At 64.1% G+C, this 18665-nt stretch carries 14 protein-coding genes; 11 read left to right on the top strand and 3 right to left on the bottom strand.

The features are described 5' to 3' along the window. The first annotated feature begins 142 nt into the window (after positions 1-142). From KF827_RS10170 to KF827_RS10125, 10 genes are all read left to right on the top strand, one after another. A complete protein-coding gene (locus KF827_RS10170; RefSeq protein ID WP_291004425.1) occupies positions 143-2386 on the top strand; it encodes an adenylate/guanylate cyclase domain-containing protein in 2244 nt (747 codons plus the stop codon). A gap of 172 nt (positions 2387-2558) precedes the next feature. Further along, positions 2559-3956, top strand: coding sequence for a siroheme synthase CysG (gene cysG, locus KF827_RS10165; RefSeq protein WP_291004422.1), 1398 nt, complete (start codon positions 2559-2561; stop codon positions 3954-3956). A 12-nt stretch (positions 3957-3968) separates the two neighbouring features. Then, a complete protein-coding gene (locus KF827_RS10160) occupies positions 3969-4283 on the top strand; it encodes a DUF2849 domain-containing protein (protein WP_291004419.1) in 315 nt (104 codons plus the stop codon). 5 nt (positions 4284-4288) lie between these two features. Then, positions 4289-5944 carry a nitrite/sulfite reductase gene (locus KF827_RS10155; RefSeq protein WP_291004416.1) on the top strand — a complete coding sequence of 552 codons (1656 nt, stop codon included), beginning with the start codon at positions 4289-4291 and terminating at the stop codon, positions 5942-5944. Then, positions 5931-6446 (top strand): DUF934 domain-containing protein, encoded by a 516-nt coding sequence (locus KF827_RS10150; protein ID WP_291004413.1) that lies wholly within the window; start codon positions 5931-5933, stop codon positions 6444-6446. The genes KF827_RS10155 and KF827_RS10150 overlap by 14 nt, the downstream gene beginning before the upstream one ends. After that, positions 6443-7198 carry a phosphoadenylyl-sulfate reductase gene (locus KF827_RS10145; protein WP_367273135.1) on the top strand — a complete coding sequence of 252 codons (756 nt, stop codon included), beginning with the start codon at positions 6443-6445 and terminating at the stop codon, positions 7196-7198. The genes KF827_RS10150 and KF827_RS10145 overlap by 4 nt, the downstream gene beginning before the upstream one ends. 22 nt (positions 7199-7220) lie before the next feature. Then, positions 7221-8018: a sulfate adenylyltransferase subunit CysD gene (cysD, locus tag KF827_RS10140; protein WP_291004410.1), complete on the top strand. Its 798-nt coding sequence runs from the start codon at positions 7221-7223 to the stop codon at positions 8016-8018. A gap of 13 nt (positions 8019-8031) precedes the next feature. Further along, a complete protein-coding gene (gene cysC, locus KF827_RS10135) occupies positions 8032-9900 on the top strand; it encodes an adenylyl-sulfate kinase (protein WP_291004407.1) in 1869 nt (622 codons plus the stop codon). A 99-nt stretch (positions 9901-9999) separates the two neighbouring features. After that, a complete protein-coding gene (locus tag KF827_RS10130) occupies positions 10000-10653 on the top strand; it encodes a hypothetical protein (protein ID WP_291004404.1) in 654 nt (217 codons plus the stop codon). A gap of 2 nt (positions 10654-10655) precedes the next feature. After that, entirely contained in the window at positions 10656-12731 is a 2076-nt protein-coding gene (locus tag KF827_RS10125; protein WP_291004401.1) for an adenylate/guanylate cyclase domain-containing protein, read from the top strand. Between the two features lie 17 nt (positions 12732-12748). Here KF827_RS10125 and KF827_RS10120 read toward each other — a convergent pair whose 3' ends face one another. The 3 genes from KF827_RS10120 to KF827_RS10110 form a co-directional block, all read right to left on the bottom strand. Then, entirely contained in the window at positions 12749-15931 is a 3183-nt protein-coding gene (locus tag KF827_RS10120; protein WP_291004398.1) for a CHAT domain-containing protein, read from the bottom strand. A 78-nt stretch (positions 15932-16009) separates the two neighbouring features. Further along, positions 16010-16999 (bottom strand): glycosyltransferase family 2 protein, encoded by a 990-nt coding sequence (locus tag KF827_RS10115; protein ID WP_291004396.1) that lies wholly within the window; start codon positions 16997-16999, stop codon positions 16010-16012. 6 nt (positions 17000-17005) lie between these two features. After that, a complete protein-coding gene (locus KF827_RS10110) occupies positions 17006-17491 on the bottom strand; it encodes a PAS domain-containing protein (RefSeq protein WP_291004393.1) in 486 nt (161 codons plus the stop codon). Positions 17492-17608: 117 nt separating this feature from the next. Between KF827_RS10110 and KF827_RS10105 the strand changes: the two genes are divergently transcribed. Continuing rightward, entirely contained in the window at positions 17609-18583 is a 975-nt protein-coding gene (locus tag KF827_RS10105; RefSeq protein ID WP_291004390.1) for a GDP-L-fucose synthase, read from the top strand. Positions 18584-18665 lie beyond the last annotated feature (82 nt).

Below are 18665 nucleotides of genomic sequence, written 5' to 3'. Positions count from 1 at the left end.
AGTCGCTGAGGAAGGTTCTCGCCGAAGTAGAATGAGTCCCCCAAAGCCAGTATAGGCAAAACGATGCCTATCGCATAGCCTAATCCGCGGATTATAAGAATACCTCGCCTGGGGGATGAGGCGGTATTTTTGGGGGAACGGCATGCGTTTTTCGAAACATTTGGTCAGCATTATTCCTGCAATGTTGCTGGTGCTGGCGTTGTTCTGGCGTGCTTTCGATCCGGCCGGTCTGATTGTCGATTTCCGTACCACGGTGTTTGACTATTATCAGCGCCTGGCGCCCCGCGAATACCAGCCGGTGCCGGTGCGCATTCTCGATATCGACGACGAAAGCATCGAAAAACTGGGCCTGCAATGGCCCTGGCCGCGCACATTGGTGGCCGAAATCATCGCCCGGCTGGCCAATGCCGGTGCGGCCGCCACGGTTTTCGACGTGGTGTTTTCCGAGCCGGACCGCACCTCGCCCAGCGAAGTAAGCAAAATCTGGCAGCGGTTTTCCCAGGTCGAGGATCGGGCCGACGATCTGGCCGAGAAACTGGCGGGCCTGCCCGATCATGACGCCATGCTGGCGCAGATTATTGGCCAGGCGGAAAATGTGGTTACCGGCTTCGTGCTGGTCAGCGAAAATAACGGCGCCAAGCCGCGCGCCCGGGCCGGCTTTGCCGCTGCCGGCGACAATCCGCGCCAGTTCCTGTCCGGCGATTTCATGGGGGCGGTGCCCACTCTGAAAATTCTGGAAGACGCCTCGGCCGGCAATGGCTCGTTCAACTTCCATCCCGGCCGCGATCTGGTCATCCGCTCGGTGCCGCTGCTGTTCAAGATGGGCGACCAGCTCTATCCCAGCATCGCCGCCGAGGGGCTGCGGGTGGCGCAGCGGGCGCGCTCCTATGTGGTGAAATCCTCCGGCGCCAGCGGCGAAACCGCGCTCGGTGCGGCCTCGGGCATCAACACCATCCGCATCGGCAATTTCGAGGTGCCCACCAATGCCACGGGCGAATTGCCGGTGCATTTCACCCTGCCGGTGCCGGAACGCTATGTGCCGGTGTGGAAATTGCTGGCCGATGAAGTCGATCCGCAATTGCTGGATGGCCATATCGTGCTGATCGGCACCTCTGCCTCGGGTCTGCGCGATATTCGGCCGTCGCCGATCAATCCGGTGATGCCCGGCGTGGAGGCCCATGCCCAGGCAACCGAGCAGATTCTGCTGGGGCATTTTCTGCAACGGCCGGATTGGGCTGCCGGGGCGGAATGGCTGTTCACCGTGGCGCTCGGCCTGGGGTTGATCCTGCTGTTGGCGCGCAGCGGTGCGATGTGGTCGGCGGTGATCGGCGCCAGTGCCATCGTGCTGGCGATCGGGCTGTCCTGGTATGGCTATCGCCAGCATCTGCTGCTGGTCGATCCGGTCACGCCCAGCCTGATCGGGTTCGCGGTCTATCTGTCCGGGTCGCTCACCGGCTATCTGCGCACAGAGGCCGAAAAGAAGCAGGTGCGCGGCGCATTCGCGCAATATCTCTCGCCCGCGCTGGTCGAGCAATTGGCCGCCGATCCCACCCGCCTGCGGTTGGGCGGCGAAACCCGCGACATGACCTTCCTGTTCTGCGATATCCGTGGTTTCACTGCGGTATCCGAGCAGTTCAAGGGCAATCCGCAGGGGCTCACCAAGCTGATCAACCGCTTCCTCACGCCGATGACCGATGTGATCCTGGCGCGCCAGGGCACCATCGACAAATACATGGGCGATTGCATCATGGCGTTCTGGAATGCGCCGCTGGACGATCCCCGCCATGCCGAGCATGCCTGCGAATCCGCGCTCACCATGTTCGCCCGTCTCAAGCTGCTGAATGCCGAATTGAAGGCTGAAGCCGAGGCCGAACAGCGCCCCTTCATCGGCATCAATATCGGCATCGGGCTGAATACCGGCGAATGCGTGGTGGGCAATATGGGCTCCGAGCAGCGCTTCGATTATTCGGTGTTGGGCGATGCGGTGAACCTGGCCTCGCGCCTGGAAGGCCAGTCCAAAACCTATGGCGTGGGCGTGGTGATCGGCGAACTCACCCGCAGGGCGGCGCCCGGCTGGGCCGCCCTGGAACTCGACCTGATAGCCGTGAAGGGCAAGAAGGAGGCCGTGCGCATCTTCGCCCTGCTGGGTGATGCCACCGAGGCCGAGAGCCAGCCATTCAAGGATTTCACGGTCCGCCACGACGCCATGCTGGCCGCCTACCGGGCCCAGGATTGGGACGGGGTGGCGGCCGCGCTGCCGGACCTGCGTGGCATCCGGCCGGACCTGGACGGGCTTTACGATCTCTATCAGGAACGGGTGGAATTCTTCCGCGCCGAGCCGCCGGGCGAGAGCTGGGATGGGGTATTCGTTGCCACATCTAAGTGATTAGTGCTGAAAAACAGGAGAATTTTATATTCACATTTAAATAAAGTATAAAAATATATTTATTTATGATTTTATGTAAAACTCAATTGACTATGGTCATTGAGTGTAAAATATTACGTCCACGGTGGGGCGGTCGCTTACGCGGTCGCCAGCTACCGTTGGAGCCCCAAAAATGTCGTTTTTTCCAGCTTTTATCGATTTTCGCAGCCGCCCGGTGCTGCTGGTGGGCGGCGGCGAGCAGGCCGCCCGCAAGCTGCGCCTGCTGCTGAAATCCGAGGCTGCGGTCACCCTGGTGGCCGCCGATGCGGTGGCCGAGATCGAGGGCCATGCCCAGGCCGGCACGATCTGCTGGCGGCGCGAGGCGTTCCGCCCCGAGCATATGGATAATGTCCGCTTCGCCATCGTCGCCGCCGAGGAACCCGGCCTGGCCGAGGCGGCAGCCGTGGCCGCCCGGGTGCGCGGCGTGCTGATCAATGTGGTGGACCGCGCCGACCTGTCGGATTTCACCGTGCCGGCCATCGTGGAGCGTGGCGACATCACCATCGGCATCGCCAGCCATGGCGCGGCCCCCATGCTGGCCAGCCGTATCCGCCTGCAGATCGAGGCCATGCTGCCGGCCCGCCTGGGCGACCTGGCGAAACTGGCCGGGGATTTTCGCTTTGCCGTGAAGCGCGTGCTGCCTGACGCGGATTCGCGCCGGCGTTTCTGGCGCCGGGTATTCGACGGCCCCGCCGCGCAACAGGCCTTGGCCGGCGATGGTGCGGCCGCGCGCGAAACCATGCTTCGGCAGTTGAATGGCGCGCAGCAGGCGGCAGAGGGTGTGGTGCATCTGGTGGGTGCAGGGCCGGGCGATCCGGACCTGCTCACCATCGCGGCCCAGCAGGCTTTGCTGAATGCCGATGTGATCTTCCACGACGATCTGGTGGCCCCCGCGCTGCTGGAGCGCGCCCGCCGCGATGCCGATCGGGTGCCGGTGGGCAAGCGCATGGGCCGCCATTCGATGAAGCAGGACGATATCAACGCCCTGCTGTTGCAGGCAGCGCGCGAAGGCAAGCGCGTGGTGCGGCTGAAGGCCGGCGATCCCTTCGTGTTCGGTCGCGGCGGCGAGGAAGCGGACTATCTGCAAGCCCATGGCATCAGCGTAACGGTGGTGCCTGGCATCACGGCCGCACTCGGTTGCGCGGCTGCCGCCGGCATTCCGCTGACGCACCGCGACCTGTCGTCGTCCCTCACGCTCGTTACCGGTCATAACAAACCGGGCAGCGAGGCCGGCGAACTGGATTGGACCCAGCGCGTCGGCCCCGGCCATACGGTGGCGGTGTATATGGGCCTCAGCCAGGCCGAAAGCATCCGCCAGCGCCTGTTGGGGCGCGGTGTGTCGCCGGCTTTGCCGGTAGCGCTGATCGAAAACGGTTCGCGCCCCGATCAGGTCGTGTCGGTGGGCGCGCTGGCCGAATTGCCGGCAATGGCCTTGCGCCATGGCGATGGCCCCACCTTGTTGATCATCGGCGAGGTGGCGGCGAAAGCCCGTGCCACAGAAATTCCGCAAAACCAGCGGCGTATCGCTTAAGGAACAGCCCCCATGGCCAAAGCCCCCAAACTGGTCAGCAATCCGCAAATCGTCACCGCCAACGATCTCGCCAGCGGCGATGTGGTCTATCTCACCAAGGTGAATAGCTGGACCCGCGCCATCGAGCAGGCCGCCATCGCGCCCAGCCTGGAGCATAGCGCCGCCTTGCTGGCCGAGGCAGAAGCGCAGGCCAGGCGCAATATCGTTGTGGCGCCTTATGCCGTGCCGGTCACCTTGGAAACCGGCAACCCGCTGCCGGTGCAGTTCCGCGAGCGCATCCGCGCCGCCGGACCGACAGCCGGCATCGGTGCGGGACCCGGGGAGTAATCGCCATGTATGCCTATGATGATTTCGATACTCAGTTGGTGGCCGAACGCGTGGCGCAATTCCGCGGCCAGGTGGCGCGCCGCATCAGCGGTGAGTTGAGTGAGGACGAATTCAAGCCGCTGCGTTTGCAGAACGGCCTGTATCTGCAATTGCATGCCTATATGCTGCGGGTGGCGATTCCCTACGGCACGGTGTCATCCACGCAGATGCGCCAGCTCGGTGTGATTGCGCGCCGCTTCGATCGCGGCTGGGGGCATTTCACCACGCGGCAGAATATCCAGTTCAACTGGATCAAGCTGGAACAGGCCCCCGATGCCCTGGCGGTGCTGGCGGAAGTGGGCCTGCATGCCAACCAGACTTCGGGCAATTGCATTCGCAACACCACGTCGGATCAATTCGCTGGCGTGGCTGCCGATGAGATCGAGGATCCGCGCGTATGGTGCGAGATCATCCGGCAATGGTCCACCTTCCACCCGGAATTCGCTTTCCTGCCGCGCAAGTTCAAGATCGCCGTCACCGGCTCGCCGAACGACCGTGCCGCCGTGCGCGTGCATGATATCGGCCTGCGCATGGTGAAGAATGCACAAGACGAGGTGGGTTTCGAGGTGATCGTGGGCGGCGGCATGGGCCGCACGCCCATCATCGGCAAGACCCTGCGCAAATTCCTGCCCAAGCAGCATCTGCTCAGCTATCTGGAAGCCGCCCTGCGGGTCTATAACCGCTATGGCCGGCGCGACAACATCTACAAGGCGCGGATCAAGATCCTGGTGCAGGAACTGGGCATCGAGGCGTATCGGCGCGAGGTGGAGGAAGAATGGGCTGCGATCAAGGATGGCGATCTGCGTCTGCCGGCTGAGGCGATTGCGCAAATCGCCGCACACTTCGCACCGCCGCATTACCCGGAGCGCCCAACGCGGCCAGCGGCTTTTCTTGAGGCTTTGCGCGGCAATATCGATTTCGCGCGCTGGCATGCGCGCAATGTGGCCAAGCATAAGCAGCCGGGCTATGCCATCGTCACCATCTCGTTGAAAAGCGAAGGCCAGCCGCCGGGCGATGCCACCGCCGAACAGATGGATGCCGTGGCCGACCTGGCCGAGCGGTTTTCCTTGGGCGAAATCCGCGTGACGCATGAGCAGAATCTGGTGCTGCCCCATGTGGCGGTGGCAGACCTGCCGGAGGTCTGGCGTGGCCTGGCCGCCCATGGCCTGGCCAGTGCGAATATCGGCCTGATCTCCGATATCATCGCCTGCCCGGGGCTGGATTATTGCGCGCTGGCCAATGCGCGCTCGATCCCGCTGGCGCAATCCATCGCGCTGCGTTTCAACAACTGGCAGCGCGCCGAGAGGATCGGCGAATTGAAGATCAAGATTTCCGGCTGCATCAATGCCTGCGGTCATCACCATGTGGGGCATATCGGCATCCTTGGCGTGGATAAGGCCGGGCAGGAATTCTATCAGCTCACCCTGGGCGGATCGGCTTCCGACGATGCCGCCCTGGGCGATCTGCTCGGCCCGTCGCTGGATACCGAAGCCACCGTGGATGCGGTGGATACGCTGGTGGAAACCTATCTCAGCCTGCGCCAGCCGGAAGAACGCTTCCTCGATACCTATCGCCGCGTCGGTTTGGCGCCGTTCAAGGAGAAGGTCTATGCCGCTCATTAAAAACGGCGAGGTGGTGCCCGAGGATTGGGGCTATCTGAGCGACGAGGCGCCGCTGCCCTCCACCGGCGCGGTCTTCGTCAGCCTGGCGCGCTGGCAGGCGGAACGCGACACGTTGCGCGGCCGCAATCAGCCCATCGGCGTGGTGCTGCCCAACGATGCCGATCCGAAAGCCATCGCCGATGACCTGCCGCATCTATCGGCCATCGCGCTGGTCTTCCCGAAATACACCGATGGCCGCGCCTATAGCCAGGCCCGCCTGCTGCGCGAGCGTTATGGTTTTTCCGGCCAGTTGCGTGCCACCGGCAATGTGCTGCGCGATCAATTGCTGTTCATGCATCGCAGCGGCTTCGATGCCTATGAGATAGCGCGCCCTGATGCCGCCGAGGTATTTCGCGCCGCACTGGCCGAGATGACGCTGTTCCATCAGCCCACTGGCGATGGCCGCGCCACCATCCTGCAGCAGCGCCTGGCCCGCCGGCTGGATAATCGGAGCGCTGCGTGAGCATAGCTCTGGCCGATATCGAGATTGCAGTCGGCGCAGAGGAAATCGCCCTGGAAGAATCTGCCCAGGCTCTGCTTGAGCAGGCCATACGCGGCGAATTCAAGGGCCGTATCGCGTTGGTATCGTCTTTCGGGGCCGAGGCTGCCGTGCTGCTGCATATGGTGGCGGCCATCGATCCGGCAACGCCGGTGCTGTTCCTGGATACCGGTAAGCTGTTCGACCAGACGCTGGCCTATCGCGATGCGCTGGCGAAGCGTTTGCGCCTGAGCGATCTGCGTGTGCTGCGGCCCGATCCGGCCGTGCTGAACAATCACGATGGCGATGGCACGCTGTGGTTCCGCGATGCCGATGCCTGCTGCTTCCTGCGCAAAGTCGAGCCGCTGCGGCGCGGCCTGGCGCCCTTCGCAGCCTGGATCAATGGCCGCAAACGGTTCCAGACCGCAGAACGCGCCGGTATCGCCTTGCGTGAAGCGGATGCCGAGGGCCGGGTGAAGTTCAATCCGCTGGCCGGTTGGGGGCCGCAGTATCTGGCCGGTTATATGGCCCGCCATGATCTGCCCGCCCATCCGTTGGTGGCGGAGGGCTATGCCTCGATCGGTTGCGCGCCCTGTTCGACCCCGGCCGTTCCCGGTAGAGATGCTCGTTCGGGCCGTTGGCAGGGCCGGGATAAGACCGAATGCGGCATTCACACCAATTTAGGCAGGCCCGGGTTAGGCGAGTCTTTACCTTTCCCTGGCTTTAAAGAAGAATAAGACGTTGGATTAGTGTGGTATCATGAGCGACGATCTCGATTGGCTGGAAGCCCAGAGCATCTACATCCTGCGCGAGGCTTACAGCCGCATTAAGCCTCTGGCGATGCTGTGGTCGCTGGGCAAGGATTCCAATGTGATGATCTGGCTGGCCAAGAAGGCCTTTCTGGGCCGGGTGCCGTTTCCGGTGATGCATCTGGATACCGGGCTGGAATTTCCCGAGACCTATGCCTTCCGCGACCGCTATGCCGATGAATGGGGCCTGGAGCTGATCAAGGATGCCTGCCCGCCGCTGGAGGCTACCGATCCCACTTTGCCGCATAATTCCCGCATCGCCGCGCGCAAGACGCTGGGCCTGAAGGAAGCCATCGAGAAATACCAGCTCAATGGCGTGATCGCCGGTATCCGCCGCGACGAGCAGGCCACCCGCGCCAAGGAGCGCGTATTCAGCCCGCGTTCGGAAGACGGCGCCTGGGATTTCCGCGACCAGCCGCCGGAGCTGTGGGATCATTTCTCATCGGAATTGCCGCCCGGCGTGCATATGCGCATCCATCCGCTGCTGCATTGGACCGAGCTGGATGTGTGGCGCTATATCCAGCGCGAGAATATCCCGGTGGTGCCGCTGTATTTCGCCCGCGAGGGCAAGCGGTTCCGGTCGCTGGGCGAGATCGGTATCACTTTTCCGATCGACAGCCAGGCCGGCGATATCGAGCAGGTGATCGCCGAGCTGGAAGTGACCCGCGAGCCGGAACGGGCCGGCCGCGCCATGGACCACGACAGCGAAGATGCCTTCGAGCGGTTGCGCGTAGCCGGGTATATGTGAAAGCATCGCTTCCGTGAACCTGACAGACCGCATCAAGGCCGCCGCCGCCACCCAGCGCAGCCGCGCCTTTCCCATCGTGATCGTCGGCCATGTAGACCATGGCAAGTCGACGCTGGTGGGGCGTTTGCTGCATGAAACTGGCGCTTTGCCCAATGGCAAGGTGGAGCAACTGCGTGCGGTATCGGAAAAGCGCGGGCTGGAATTCGAATGGTCCTTCCTGCTGGATGCTTTGCAGGTAGAGCGCGATCAGGGCATCACGGTGGATACCACGCAAATCTGGTTCCACACCGCTCAGCGCCGCTATGTGATCATCGACGCGCCCGGGCATAAGGAATTCCTGAAAAATATGGTCACCGGCGCGGCCCAGGCCGATGCCGCGATCCTGGTGGTGGATGCCGCCCAAGGGCTGGCCGAGCAGACCCGCCGCCATGCCTATCTGCTGCATCTACTGGGGTTGCGCCAGGTGGCGGTAGCGGTGAACAAGATCGACCTGATCGGCTACGACGCCGCGCGCTTCAAGGCGGTGGCCGAGGATGTGCGCGGCTATCTCGCCGGCATCGGCATCCAGGCCGCCGCCATCGTGCCGGTCTCGGCCAAGCAGGGCGACAATATCGCCGAGCGCGGCCAGCTTCTGCCGTGGTATCAGGGCCTAACTTTGCTTGAGGCGCTGGACGCCTTCCCGGCCCGCGCCGCCCTGGGCGATCAGCCGCTGCGGCTGCCGATCCAGGATCTGTATCGCATCGACGACAAGCGGGTGATCGTCGGCCGTATCGAAAGCGGCAGCCTCAAGCTGGGCGACCGGCTGCGCTTCACGCCTGGCGGCCGCGAGGCCCGGGTAGCCAGCCTGGAAGCCTGGAAGGGTGCGCAGCCGCCGCTGGAGGCGAATGCCGGCGAAAGCATCGCTTTCACCATGGACGAAGATGTGTTCGTGGAACGCGGCAGCTTGGCCAGCGGCACCGATCAACCGCCGCAGGAAGGCAGCCGCATTCTGGCGCGGCTGTTCTGGCTCGATAAGGAACCGCTCAAGGCCGGCCAGCGCCTGACGCTCAAACTCGGCACCGCCGAGGTGGATGCGCTGGTGGAAACCATCGAAGAAGTGATCGACGTGGAAACCTTGCGGCCTGCCGCAGCCGACCATGTGGAGCGCAACGGTGTGGCCCGCGTGGTGCTGCGCGCCCGCAAGCCGTTGGCGCTGGATATCTACGAAACCCTGCCGCGCACCGGGCGCGGGGTGCTGACGCGCAATTTCCATATCGTGGCCGGCTTCGTGGTGGAATCCGCCGAGGGCGGTGCGCTGGCCGATATCACCAAGGTGGATACCAGCGTTACCTTTGCCGATCGCGCACGGTTGAATGGCCATCGGGGCGGCGTGCTGTGGCTCACCGGCCTGTCGGCAGCCGGAAAATCCACCGTGGCGATGGCCGCGATGCAGCAGCTTTTCGCGCGCGGCCGGCAGGTTTATGTGCTGGATGGCGACAATGTGCGCCATGGCCTGAACAGCGACCTCGGGTTCACGCCGGAGGCCCGCGCCGAGAATATGCGCCGGTTGGCCGAGGTGGCCAAGCTGATGGCCGATGCCGGGCTGATCGTGCTGGTGGCGGCGATTTCGCCGATGCGTGCCGAACGCGCCCGGGTGCGCGGCATCGTCGGCGAGGGGTTCAAGGAGATTTACGTCAGCGCCGACCTCGATACCTGCCGGCAGCGCGACCCGAAAGGGCTGTATAAACGCGCTTTCGCCGGCGAGATCGCCAATTTCACCGGCGTGTCGGCGGCTTACGAAGCGCCCGAGCAGCCGGAGTTGGAGCTCAATACCGGCAAGTTGAGCGTGGCCCAGGCCGCCGAGCGCCTGGCGGCTTTCGCGGAAAGCGCCTTTCTGGCCTGATCCTGCATTAAACGTGACGGCCACTACCGGACAAGAGCTGGGCGGCAATGGCAAAACCCCGCGCCGGGTGTATGCTGTCTTCATCGCAGTGAGGACACGATGTACAGCCGAATCCAGATTGCCGCATTCGCTTTGATTCTGTCTCTCAACATATCCGCCGCCTGGGCTGCACCTGCGGCTTTGGTGGAGGATGCTTCGCCCGATCTCAGCGATCCCGGCGCGATGGATTATCTCGAACCCGGCCGCGTGATCGAACTCAAGCCCGGGCAATGGCTGGTGATCGGTTACATGGCCAGTTGCGTGCAGGAAGAAATTCGCGGCGGTCGTGTGGTGATCGGCACCGAGCGTTCCACCGCCGACGAAACCAAGCTGAAACGCAGCAAGGTGCCCTGCCAGGGCAGCGCGCAGCTCAGCCAGGCCCAGGCCGGCAAGAGTGCCGCCATGGTGTTTCGCAAATCCCCGGCCAAGGGCGCTGCCAGCAACCTGCCTGAAGCCGCGCTCACCTTGACCAGTCTGTCGCCGCTGCTGCGTCCGGAGGCCGCCGGGCCGATCCGGCTGACCCGCCTGGATGCCGCCGAGGCGCCGCGCGACCTGCCGGCAGGCCGTGCCGCCGATTTGCAGAAACTGGGCATCCAGTTGGCCGCCGGTGGATTGTATCGCGCCGAAGCCGGCCAACAGGCCGTGGTGTTCCGCATCGATCCCGCCGCCAAGGCGGATAGCCTGCCGCCGCTCAGCCGTCTGGTCCGCTTCTGAACATGCTCAGCGCCCGGAATTGGCGCCGGGATTGGCTGTCCGGCCTGGCCGCCAGCATGCTGGCGGCTTTGCTGTTTGCCAGCCCGGCCCTGAATGGCCTGCAGGATTTGGGCATCGATGTGCTTTATGCATTGCAGCGGCCGCTGCTGTCTGATCGGGCTCCTGAAAGCCCTGCCGTGGTGATCGCGCTGGATGAGGAAACCCATCGCCGGCCACCTTTCGCCGACAAGCCCACAGTGTTGTGGACACCCGAACTGGCGCAGGTGATGAAGGCCGTGCTGGATGGCGGCGCCAGCGTGGTGGGCTTCGACATCGTGCTACCCAGTTCGATGGAAAATTTCGTGCCCGGCATGGAGCGGCCTTTCCTGCTGACCCTGCGCGATGCCGCGCGCCAGGGCCGCGTGGTGCTGGGCCGGGTGCAGCATCAGGCCAAGCCGATCGAGCCCCATGCCGGTCAGCGCATCGCCGTGGGCCAGGATCGCAATATCCGCCTGCTCAATGCGCTGGAAGACGATGACGGTGTGATCCGCCGCCATCCGTTGCATTTTCTCTGGCGCAATGCTGACGGCACATTGGCGCCGCAGCCCGCCATGGCTGCGGAACTGGCCGCGCGAAAAGGTGCGCCGGCGCTGTCGGGCGGCGAATCCATTCTGCTGCGTTTCGATACCCGGCCCGGTGCCATACCGGCTTATTCGCTGGCCGATCTGCTGGCCTGCGCGGATGGCAATCATGCCGAATATTTCGCCCGCCACTTCAAGGACAAGGTGGTGTTGATCGGCGTGGCGGCGGATGTGGAGGATCGCAAGCTCACATCCATGCGCTGGGCCACCCAGCCGGAAGCTGCGGGTGCCGCGCCGCGCTGTACCTTGCCGCCGATGCCCGAACTGATCCGCAGCGATCTGCGGCGCGACAGCATCCCCGGTGTTTTCATCCATGCCACGGCGGTGAACAACCTGTTGCGCGGCGATGCCCTGCGCCAGCCATCCCTGCCGATGGCGTTTGCCGCGATCCTGCTGGCCGTGCTGGCGGCGGCGTTGGCCATCCTGTTGTTGCCGCCGCTGCGGGCCGCGCTGGCAAGCCTTGTTGCGGCGCTGCTCTGGGCGGCGATTGCGCTGGTTGCCTTCAACGCCGGCTGGGTGCTGCCGTTGCTCAATGGCCTGGCGGCAATGCTGCTGGGCTATGTGTTGCTGGTGGCTTATCGCTTTACCCTGGCAGACCGCGACAAGCGCGCATTGCGCCAGGCCTTTGCGCTTTACCTGCCGCGCCCGGTGATCGACCGCATGATCGACGAGGGTAAGCCGCCGGCGCTCGGCGGCGAACAGCGCGCGGTGACGGTGCTGTTTTCCGACATTGCCGGTTTCACCAAGGCTTCCGAAGCGCTGAGCCCGGCGGAACTGGTGGCGGCGCTGAATGAGTATTTCGCGGCCATGACCGCCATCGTCGAAGAGCATGGCGGCTTTGTCGATAAATTCGTCGGCGATGCCGTGGTGGCGGTGTTCGGCGCGCCGTTGAATGATGGCAAGCATGCCCAGCATGCGGTGCGCGCCGCCCTGCATATGGATCGGGTGCTGCGCGAACAGAAAGGCTTCCGCCTGGGCCAGAATGCGCCGATCCATATCCGTATCGGGTTGAATACCGGGCCGGTACTGATCGGCAATATCGGTTCGCCGCGCCGCTTCAATTACACAGCCATGGGCGATGCGGTGAATCTGGCGTCGAGGCTGGAGGGCGCCAACAAGATGTTCGGCACCCGAATATTGGTGAGCGACAGCACGCGCGCGGCTTGCGGCGATGCGATCCTGTTCCGCGAGATCGATCGTGTGCGCGTGCTGGGCCGCGATGCTCCGGTTTCCCTGTATGAGCCGCTGGCGCGCGCCGGCCGGTTGCGGGCAGACGATCCGCGCAATGCAGCCGCCTTTGCCGCGGCGCTGGCGCTGTGGCGTCAAGGCGATTTCGCAGCGGCCGAACGCGGCTTTCTGGCCTTACCCAACGATCCGGCGGCTGTTGCCTTCGCCAAACGGTGCGCGGCGAAACCGCCGCTCGGTTGGGATGGCGTGAGCGACCTGACCGAGAAGTAACCCGCGCAGAACGATGTTCAGGCGCCGTCGCCCACCAGCGAGAAGGGCGCCCAGAAGATCGGGTGTGCATAGCTGAAATCCGCATTGCCGCCTTTGTCGATCAGGTTCAGCATGGCTTGGCGCAGGGCTTCGGCGCGGCTCAGACCTGGCTCACCTGCTTGGCGGCGGAACAATTCGGTGGTCAGCGCGGCGGCCGACGTGGTTTCCACCGGCCAGTTCGATACCAGCAGCGCCCGCGTGCCGGCATAGAAGAAAGCGCGGCCCAGGCCAGATATGGCTTCGCTGCCCGCGCCCGATCCGGCTGCCGTGTTGCAGGCCGACAGCACCACCCAATCGGCATTCAGCTTCAGGCCCAGAATATCCGCCGCCGTGAGCAGGCCGTCATCCGGCTGGCCAGTTACATCCGGCGCGCTCAGCGCCAGCGCGGGCTGGTCCAGGCCCTCCAACTCGCCGGGGATCAGGCCATGGGTGGCGAACATGATGACGCGCTGATGCGACAGGTCGGCGGCTTTCACCGCGCTGCGCGAAGCCTGTTTGCCCAGGCGGCTGCCGCTGCCGGCATCGGCCAGCAGCACGCCGGCGATGTTGCGCACTTCGTCGGCGGTTTCAGGCAGGCGCGGCAGATCCTTCAGGCTGATGCCGGCATTCAGGCTGACCGCATTCGCATCGGTTGCCTTCACATTGCTGGGCGCGCTGCGCAGCTTCAACTTGGCGCCGCGCATGGCCAGTTGGCTGCTTGCGGCCTCGCTGGCTTGCTGGTTGTTGAACCAGGGATCGCCATAGCCGATGAAGGCCTGGCGATCAGGAGCGCCGGGCGGCAGGGCGCGCAGCGTGCCGAGCGAGGCGGCGGCGGGTAATTGCGTAACCGCCATCTTGCGGATCAGCCAGGGCAGGCCGCGATAGCCGGTGAAGGCCTGGTTGCCCGGCGATGACGATGGCATGGGCGTGGCTTCGGTTATCAGCAGGCCCAGCGGCAATTGCCCCAGCGGGCCATGCGGCACGGTGAGCAAGTGTTGCGCCGTGCTGACCGGAGCGCCCAGCGGCGCCAACAACTCGGCATACAGGCGGTGGGCGATGGCCGTGTCGAAAGCAGGTATGCCGGCCACGCTATCCGCATTGGGCTCCAGGCTGGTGCGCAGCTTGCTCACAAGGCTGGCCAATTCGATGCGGCCCAGCGGGCTCATGTGGAAGCTGGTACTGCCATTGCTACCGATCGCCCATATATAGGTGGCTTTGTCGCCGACATAAAACGAAACCAGGGTTTCGCCCGGCCGCAATGCCTTGCGCATGGCGGCAACATCCGCCGGTTTCGGATTGAGCAGCGCGGCGAAATCCGGGAACTCGCGTTCAAGCCGCGCGGCCAACCCGCCACGCATGTCGCGCAGGCCATCGATGCGTCGGCGCAGATCGGCGGTGGTATTGGGATTCTGACCATCCGCTCGGGCACTGATGGCATTCGCCAGCGCGGCATTCAATGCCGCAATCTGCTTTTCAGCATCCTGCAGATTGCGCACCAGATCGGCCAGGGCCGGATTGCCGGCCGCAGCGCGGGTGGCCGAGGCGGCAAGCGCGCGTTGCACATCGCGGCCGCGTGCCGCTTCCGCCAACCGGAAGCTTTCCGCCACGGCGTCGATGCCGGAAGGCAACGGCTGACCGGCGCCATGGCGGCGCATCAGCAGATCGATATAGGCCTCGATGATGGCGCGCTGGCGCATGTCGCGCGCGGATTGCCCATCATCGCTTTCGGCGGCGCGCGAGGCCTGGGTGAGGATCGGAATAGCGGCGGCGAATTCGCTCAAGGCACGGTCGGTCTGGCCGGCTTCCACCAATGCCATGGCCAGCAGGCCGCGGGTTTCGGCGGTTTCGGCATGCTTGTCGCCCAGCAATTGCCGGTTCGTATCCAGCAGATGTTCAAGCCGCCGCAGCACCTCGGCGGCGCGGCCGGCCTTCACCATCACCAGGGCGTAATTCGGGTTGTTGCTGGCGAAGGCCTCGAAATCCTCAGCCGACCGCAGCTTGCGCACGGCATCGTATCGTTCGGCGGCTTCCCGCCAGCGGCCTTGGGCGGCATAGAGATTGGCAAACAGGCCGCCGGTGCTTTGCGTGCTGTTGCTCTGGGCGATTTGCTGGGAGCGGTTGGCCAAGGCTTCGGCATCGGCCAGGCGTCCCTGTTCGATCAGGATATTGGCCAGGCGCTGCAACACATGCGCTACGTAGAAGCTGTTCTGCCCGAATTGCTGCTGCACGCTGATCAGCGCCCGGCGCGTGACCACTTCGGCATCGCCCATGCGGCCCTGCATCATCAGATTCTGGCTCAGGGCCATCAAGCGGCTGATTTCAGGCATGCCCTTGAGATGCGGAAAGCGCATCGTCATGCCGATGGCCTGCCGTCGCAGCGGTTCCGCCTCGGTATATTTGCCACGCGCCTCCAGCAGATCCGCTTCGGCGCGCAACAGCGACATCTGGATCACCACCTGGCCCTGGCCGCCGCCCTGGCGCGGCGAGGCGGCGGCGTCCTTCACGGCCGCCAGCGCCTTTTCGGCGACGGCCAGCTCGCCGATGGCACTGGCATAGGTGACCAGATGCGCGTTCAGCACCGACAGGCGGGGTGGCGTGGGCGAGCGTGCGGTTTCGATGGCTTTCTGCCCGGCCAGGAAGGCCGAGGCCGGGCGGGCCGCCATTTTGTAGGCGATAGCCAACTCGGTCCAGATATAGCCGGCTTCCAGGTTGCGGCCCTGCTCGGCCTGTTCGGCCGCCTGCCTGAAATCGGCAATCGCGTTGGTGTATTGTCCGATCACCATGCGAGCCAGGCCGCGTTCGAAATAGAATGTGCTCAGCCTGCTGGGATCGGTGCTGGCCGGTGGTTGTTCCTCGCTCTTGCGCTGAGCCTCGGCCAGTTTGGCTGGATCGCCCAGACTGCCATCCAGCAGGCGCTCCACGCTGGTATCGCTCGGGCCCTGATTTTGATTCGCAGGCTGATTTTGATTTGTTTGAGTCTGGCCATCTGGCGGTACAGCGGTTTCCTGTGCTGGCCGCTGCGGGCCGCCGCCTTTATAGCCGCCGGGAGCATCGCCGATGACCTGGCGCCGCTGCGCTTCGGCGGATGTAATCAAGGCCGGTACGCTCAGTCCGATAAGGGCGGAGGCCAGCAGAATGGGCCGGATCATCGCCTTATAGCCACCCAGTCGCGACACAGACATGCAAACCTCCACCCGGCCAAAAACTGCTTTTGCGGGTGGAGCGATGCTAAAGCGGCAGGCGCGTTTCAGTCCAGGGCGCTAATGCCGGTTGGCGGGTGCGCGACGCATATATTCGAAGGGATTCCACGTGAGTGTGACGGCTATCGCACTTGCAGAGGCGGTGCGGGTCGCCTGGATCCGGCGGCGCTTCGCCCAGGCCCCGGGCAGGCCGCGCAGGGCATCGCGAATACCTTGCCAGAATGGCAAGGCGGTGCCTTTCTGAATGTTGCGCAGCCAAAGATATAACAGTGCGCAGCAGCAGAGCGGCAGCAAAGGCCAAAATAACGGGCCGGGCATGTTCTTGGTGAAACACCATAGCGAATTGCGCATGCCGTGATAGCGCGCGAAGGGCGAGTCTTTGCCGCCGGATGTGGCGCTGCCGAGATGCCGCACCTTGGCGGAGACGAGCTGGATCGTCCGCTGGCCCATCAGGCGCAGGCGGAAAGCCAAGTCCACGTCTTCCACGTAGCAGAAGAAATCTTCGTCGAAACCGCCAGCGGCCCGAAAGGCATCGGCGCGATACAATGCCGCTGCCGCGCAAGGCGAGAATACCTCGCCCTCGCGCAATGCCGTATCCGCCGGCCAGCCATAGCCGCCGCGCCAGGCAAAGCCGGGGGCGAAATAACGGTCGCCGGCGCCATCGAGCCTGGCTGGATCGCGGGCATCGATCTGCTGCGAGCCGAACATCGCCACATCGGGATGGCGTTGCGTGGCGGCCAGCAACTCGGCCAGCCAGTCGGGTTCGGCAAAAGCGTCGGGATTCAGCAGGGCCAGCCAGGGCGCCTGGGCCAGGCTGGCGGCATGGTTGTTGCCGGCGGCGAAACCCAGATTGCGGCCCATTGCCTGAAGGCGGAAACGCGCATCCCCTGCAATGGCGGCCTGGGCCTGGGCAAAGGAATCGTCGGTCGAGCCGTTATCCAGCACAATGGCTTCGAAATCCGTCAGGCTCTGGCGCGCCAAGGCAGACAGGCAGGCCGCCAGATACGGTCCGGCATTGTAGTTCACGATCAGCACGCTTACGGCCGGCATGGGGTGTTACTCAGTATAGAGCTGCGTATAGACCAGGATCATGTCCACGGTCTCGCCATCCTTGGCCAGCGGCAGCAGCAGGTTCTCGATCAGGTGGAAATCCTTATGCTGCCAGAGCGTGGCCTTGCCTTTGCGTCGGCTCGGCCGGCCATTTTTCGCGGCGTTGATATAGCGGGCCAGGGCGTTGGGTTGGTTTTTGATCTGCGGATGTGCTTCTTCCATATAAAGCCCGGTCACCTCGTGACCGGCAACCTCAACGATATTGGTGCCGGCCAGTCGATAGCGGAAACGCAACGGATCGCGCTCTACTTGCAGCAGCCAGATTCCAGGCAGTAGATCGGGGAAATTCAGCGGATCGATATGCTGCCGGCCGGGCAGTGGCCGATCCGGCGCCAGAGCGCGCCAATGCTCATAGAGCCGCTTGATATTCGGATGCATGGCCTCGCCCGGGCTCAAATCGATCAAAGTGCGGTCGGCGGGCGAATGGCTCATGGCGGCATTATAGCGCGGCGCTGGCCCTAGGATAGCATTGATCGGCCTTGTCGAAGCGGGTTCATACGGGTAAGCAAGGCCGGAGTATCGGTTCCGGCGATGGGCGGCGAGGGTCAGATGAATACAGCGCAGCAGGCTTTCAGTTTATCTGGCCGTCGGGTCTGGGTGGCGGGGCATCGCGGCATGGTGGGCTCTGCCATCGTGCGGCGGCTGGGCAGCGAAGGCTGCGATATCCTCACCGTCGATCGCGCCACGCTGGATCTGCGCCGGCAGGCCGATGTGGAAGCCTGGATGGCCGCCAACAAGCCGGATGTGGTGTTCGTGGCGGCGGCCACCGTGGGCGGTATCAATGCCAATAACAGCTTCCCGGTGAATTTTCTCTACGACAACCTGGTGCTGGAAACCAATATCATCCAGGCCGCGCATCAATGCGATGTGAAGAAGCTGATTTTCCTGGGCTCATCCTGCATCTATCCGCGCCTGGCCGAACAGCCGATGCGCGAGGATGCGCTGCTGACCGGGCCGCTGGAGCCGACCAACGAATGGTATGCCGTGGCCAAGATCGCCGGCATCAAATTATGCCAGGCCTATCGCAAGCAGCATGGCCGCGATTTCATCTCTGCCATGCCCACCAATCTTTATGGCCCGGGCGACAATTTCCACCCCGAGCATAGCCATGTGGCTGCCGCGCTGATCGCACGCTTCCATGCTGCGGCGCTGGAGAACAGGCCGGTGGTGGATATCTGGGGCAGCGGCAAACCGCTGCGCGAATTCATGCATGTGGACGATCTGGCCGATGCGCTGATCTTCCTCACCCAGCATTATTCCGGCTACGAGCATATCAATGTCGGCAGCGGGCAGGAGATTTCGATTGCCGATCTGGCCCGCATGATCGCGCGGATTTCCGGCTGGCAGGGTGAGTTGCGGCTGGATGCCAGCAAGCCCGATGGCAGCCCGCGCAAGATGATGGATAGCAGCCGCTTGCATGCCATGGGCTGGCGGGCGCGGATCGCGCTGGAAGCAGGCTTTGCCGAAGCCTTCGACTGGTATCGCCGCAACATCGCGGCGGTGCGCCAGTCCAATCTCAAGTAATCAGCCGGCAGCCCTTGCCGCGCAGCAGGCTTCCACGGCCTGCCGCCAATCGGCGCGTGCAATGCCGAAACGGGCGCTGAGC

Source organism: Ferrovibrio sp. (assembly GCF_019636075.1).
Classification (GTDB): Bacteria; Pseudomonadota; Alphaproteobacteria; order Ferrovibrionales; family Ferrovibrionaceae; genus Ferrovibrio.
Note: the sequence above shows the minus strand (reverse complement) of the source record. Positions and strands in the feature narration are given on the sequence as shown.

What these genes read in the sequence shown, in the direction of transcription:
- KF827_RS10170 (WP_291004425.1), top strand. Translation starts at nt 143, where the DNA reads ATGCGTTTTTCGAAACATTTGGTCAGCATTATTCCTGCAATGTTGCTG.
- cysG (WP_291004422.1), top strand. Translation starts at nt 2,559, where the DNA reads ATGTCGTTTTTTCCAGCTTTTATCGATTTTCGCAGCCGCCCGGTGCTG.
- KF827_RS10160 (WP_291004419.1), top strand. Translation starts at nt 3,969, where the DNA reads ATGGCCAAAGCCCCCAAACTGGTCAGCAATCCGCAAATCGTCACCGCC.
- KF827_RS10155 (WP_291004416.1), top strand. Translation starts at nt 4,289, where the DNA reads ATGTATGCCTATGATGATTTCGATACTCAGTTGGTGGCCGAACGCGTG.
- KF827_RS10150 (WP_291004413.1), top strand. Translation starts at nt 5,931, where the DNA reads ATGCCGCTCATTAAAAACGGCGAGGTGGTGCCCGAGGATTGGGGCTAT.
- cysD (WP_291004410.1), top strand. Translation starts at nt 7,221, where the DNA reads ATGAGCGACGATCTCGATTGGCTGGAAGCCCAGAGCATCTACATCCTG.
- KF827_RS10130 (WP_291004404.1), top strand. Translation starts at nt 10,000, where the DNA reads ATGTACAGCCGAATCCAGATTGCCGCATTCGCTTTGATTCTGTCTCTC.
- KF827_RS10125 (WP_291004401.1), top strand. Translation starts at nt 10,656, where the DNA reads ATGCTCAGCGCCCGGAATTGGCGCCGGGATTGGCTGTCCGGCCTGGCC.
- KF827_RS10120 (WP_291004398.1), bottom strand. Translation starts at nt 15,931, where the DNA reads ATGTCTGTGTCGCGACTGGGTGGCTATAAGGCGATGATCCGGCCCATT.
- KF827_RS10115 (WP_291004396.1), bottom strand. Translation starts at nt 16,999, where the DNA reads ATGCCGGCCGTAAGCGTGCTGATCGTGAACTACAATGCCGGACCGTAT.
- KF827_RS10110 (WP_291004393.1), bottom strand. Translation starts at nt 17,491, where the DNA reads ATGAGCCATTCGCCCGCCGACCGCACTTTGATCGATTTGAGCCCGGGC.
- KF827_RS10105 (WP_291004390.1), top strand. Translation starts at nt 17,609, where the DNA reads ATGAATACAGCGCAGCAGGCTTTCAGTTTATCTGGCCGTCGGGTCTGG.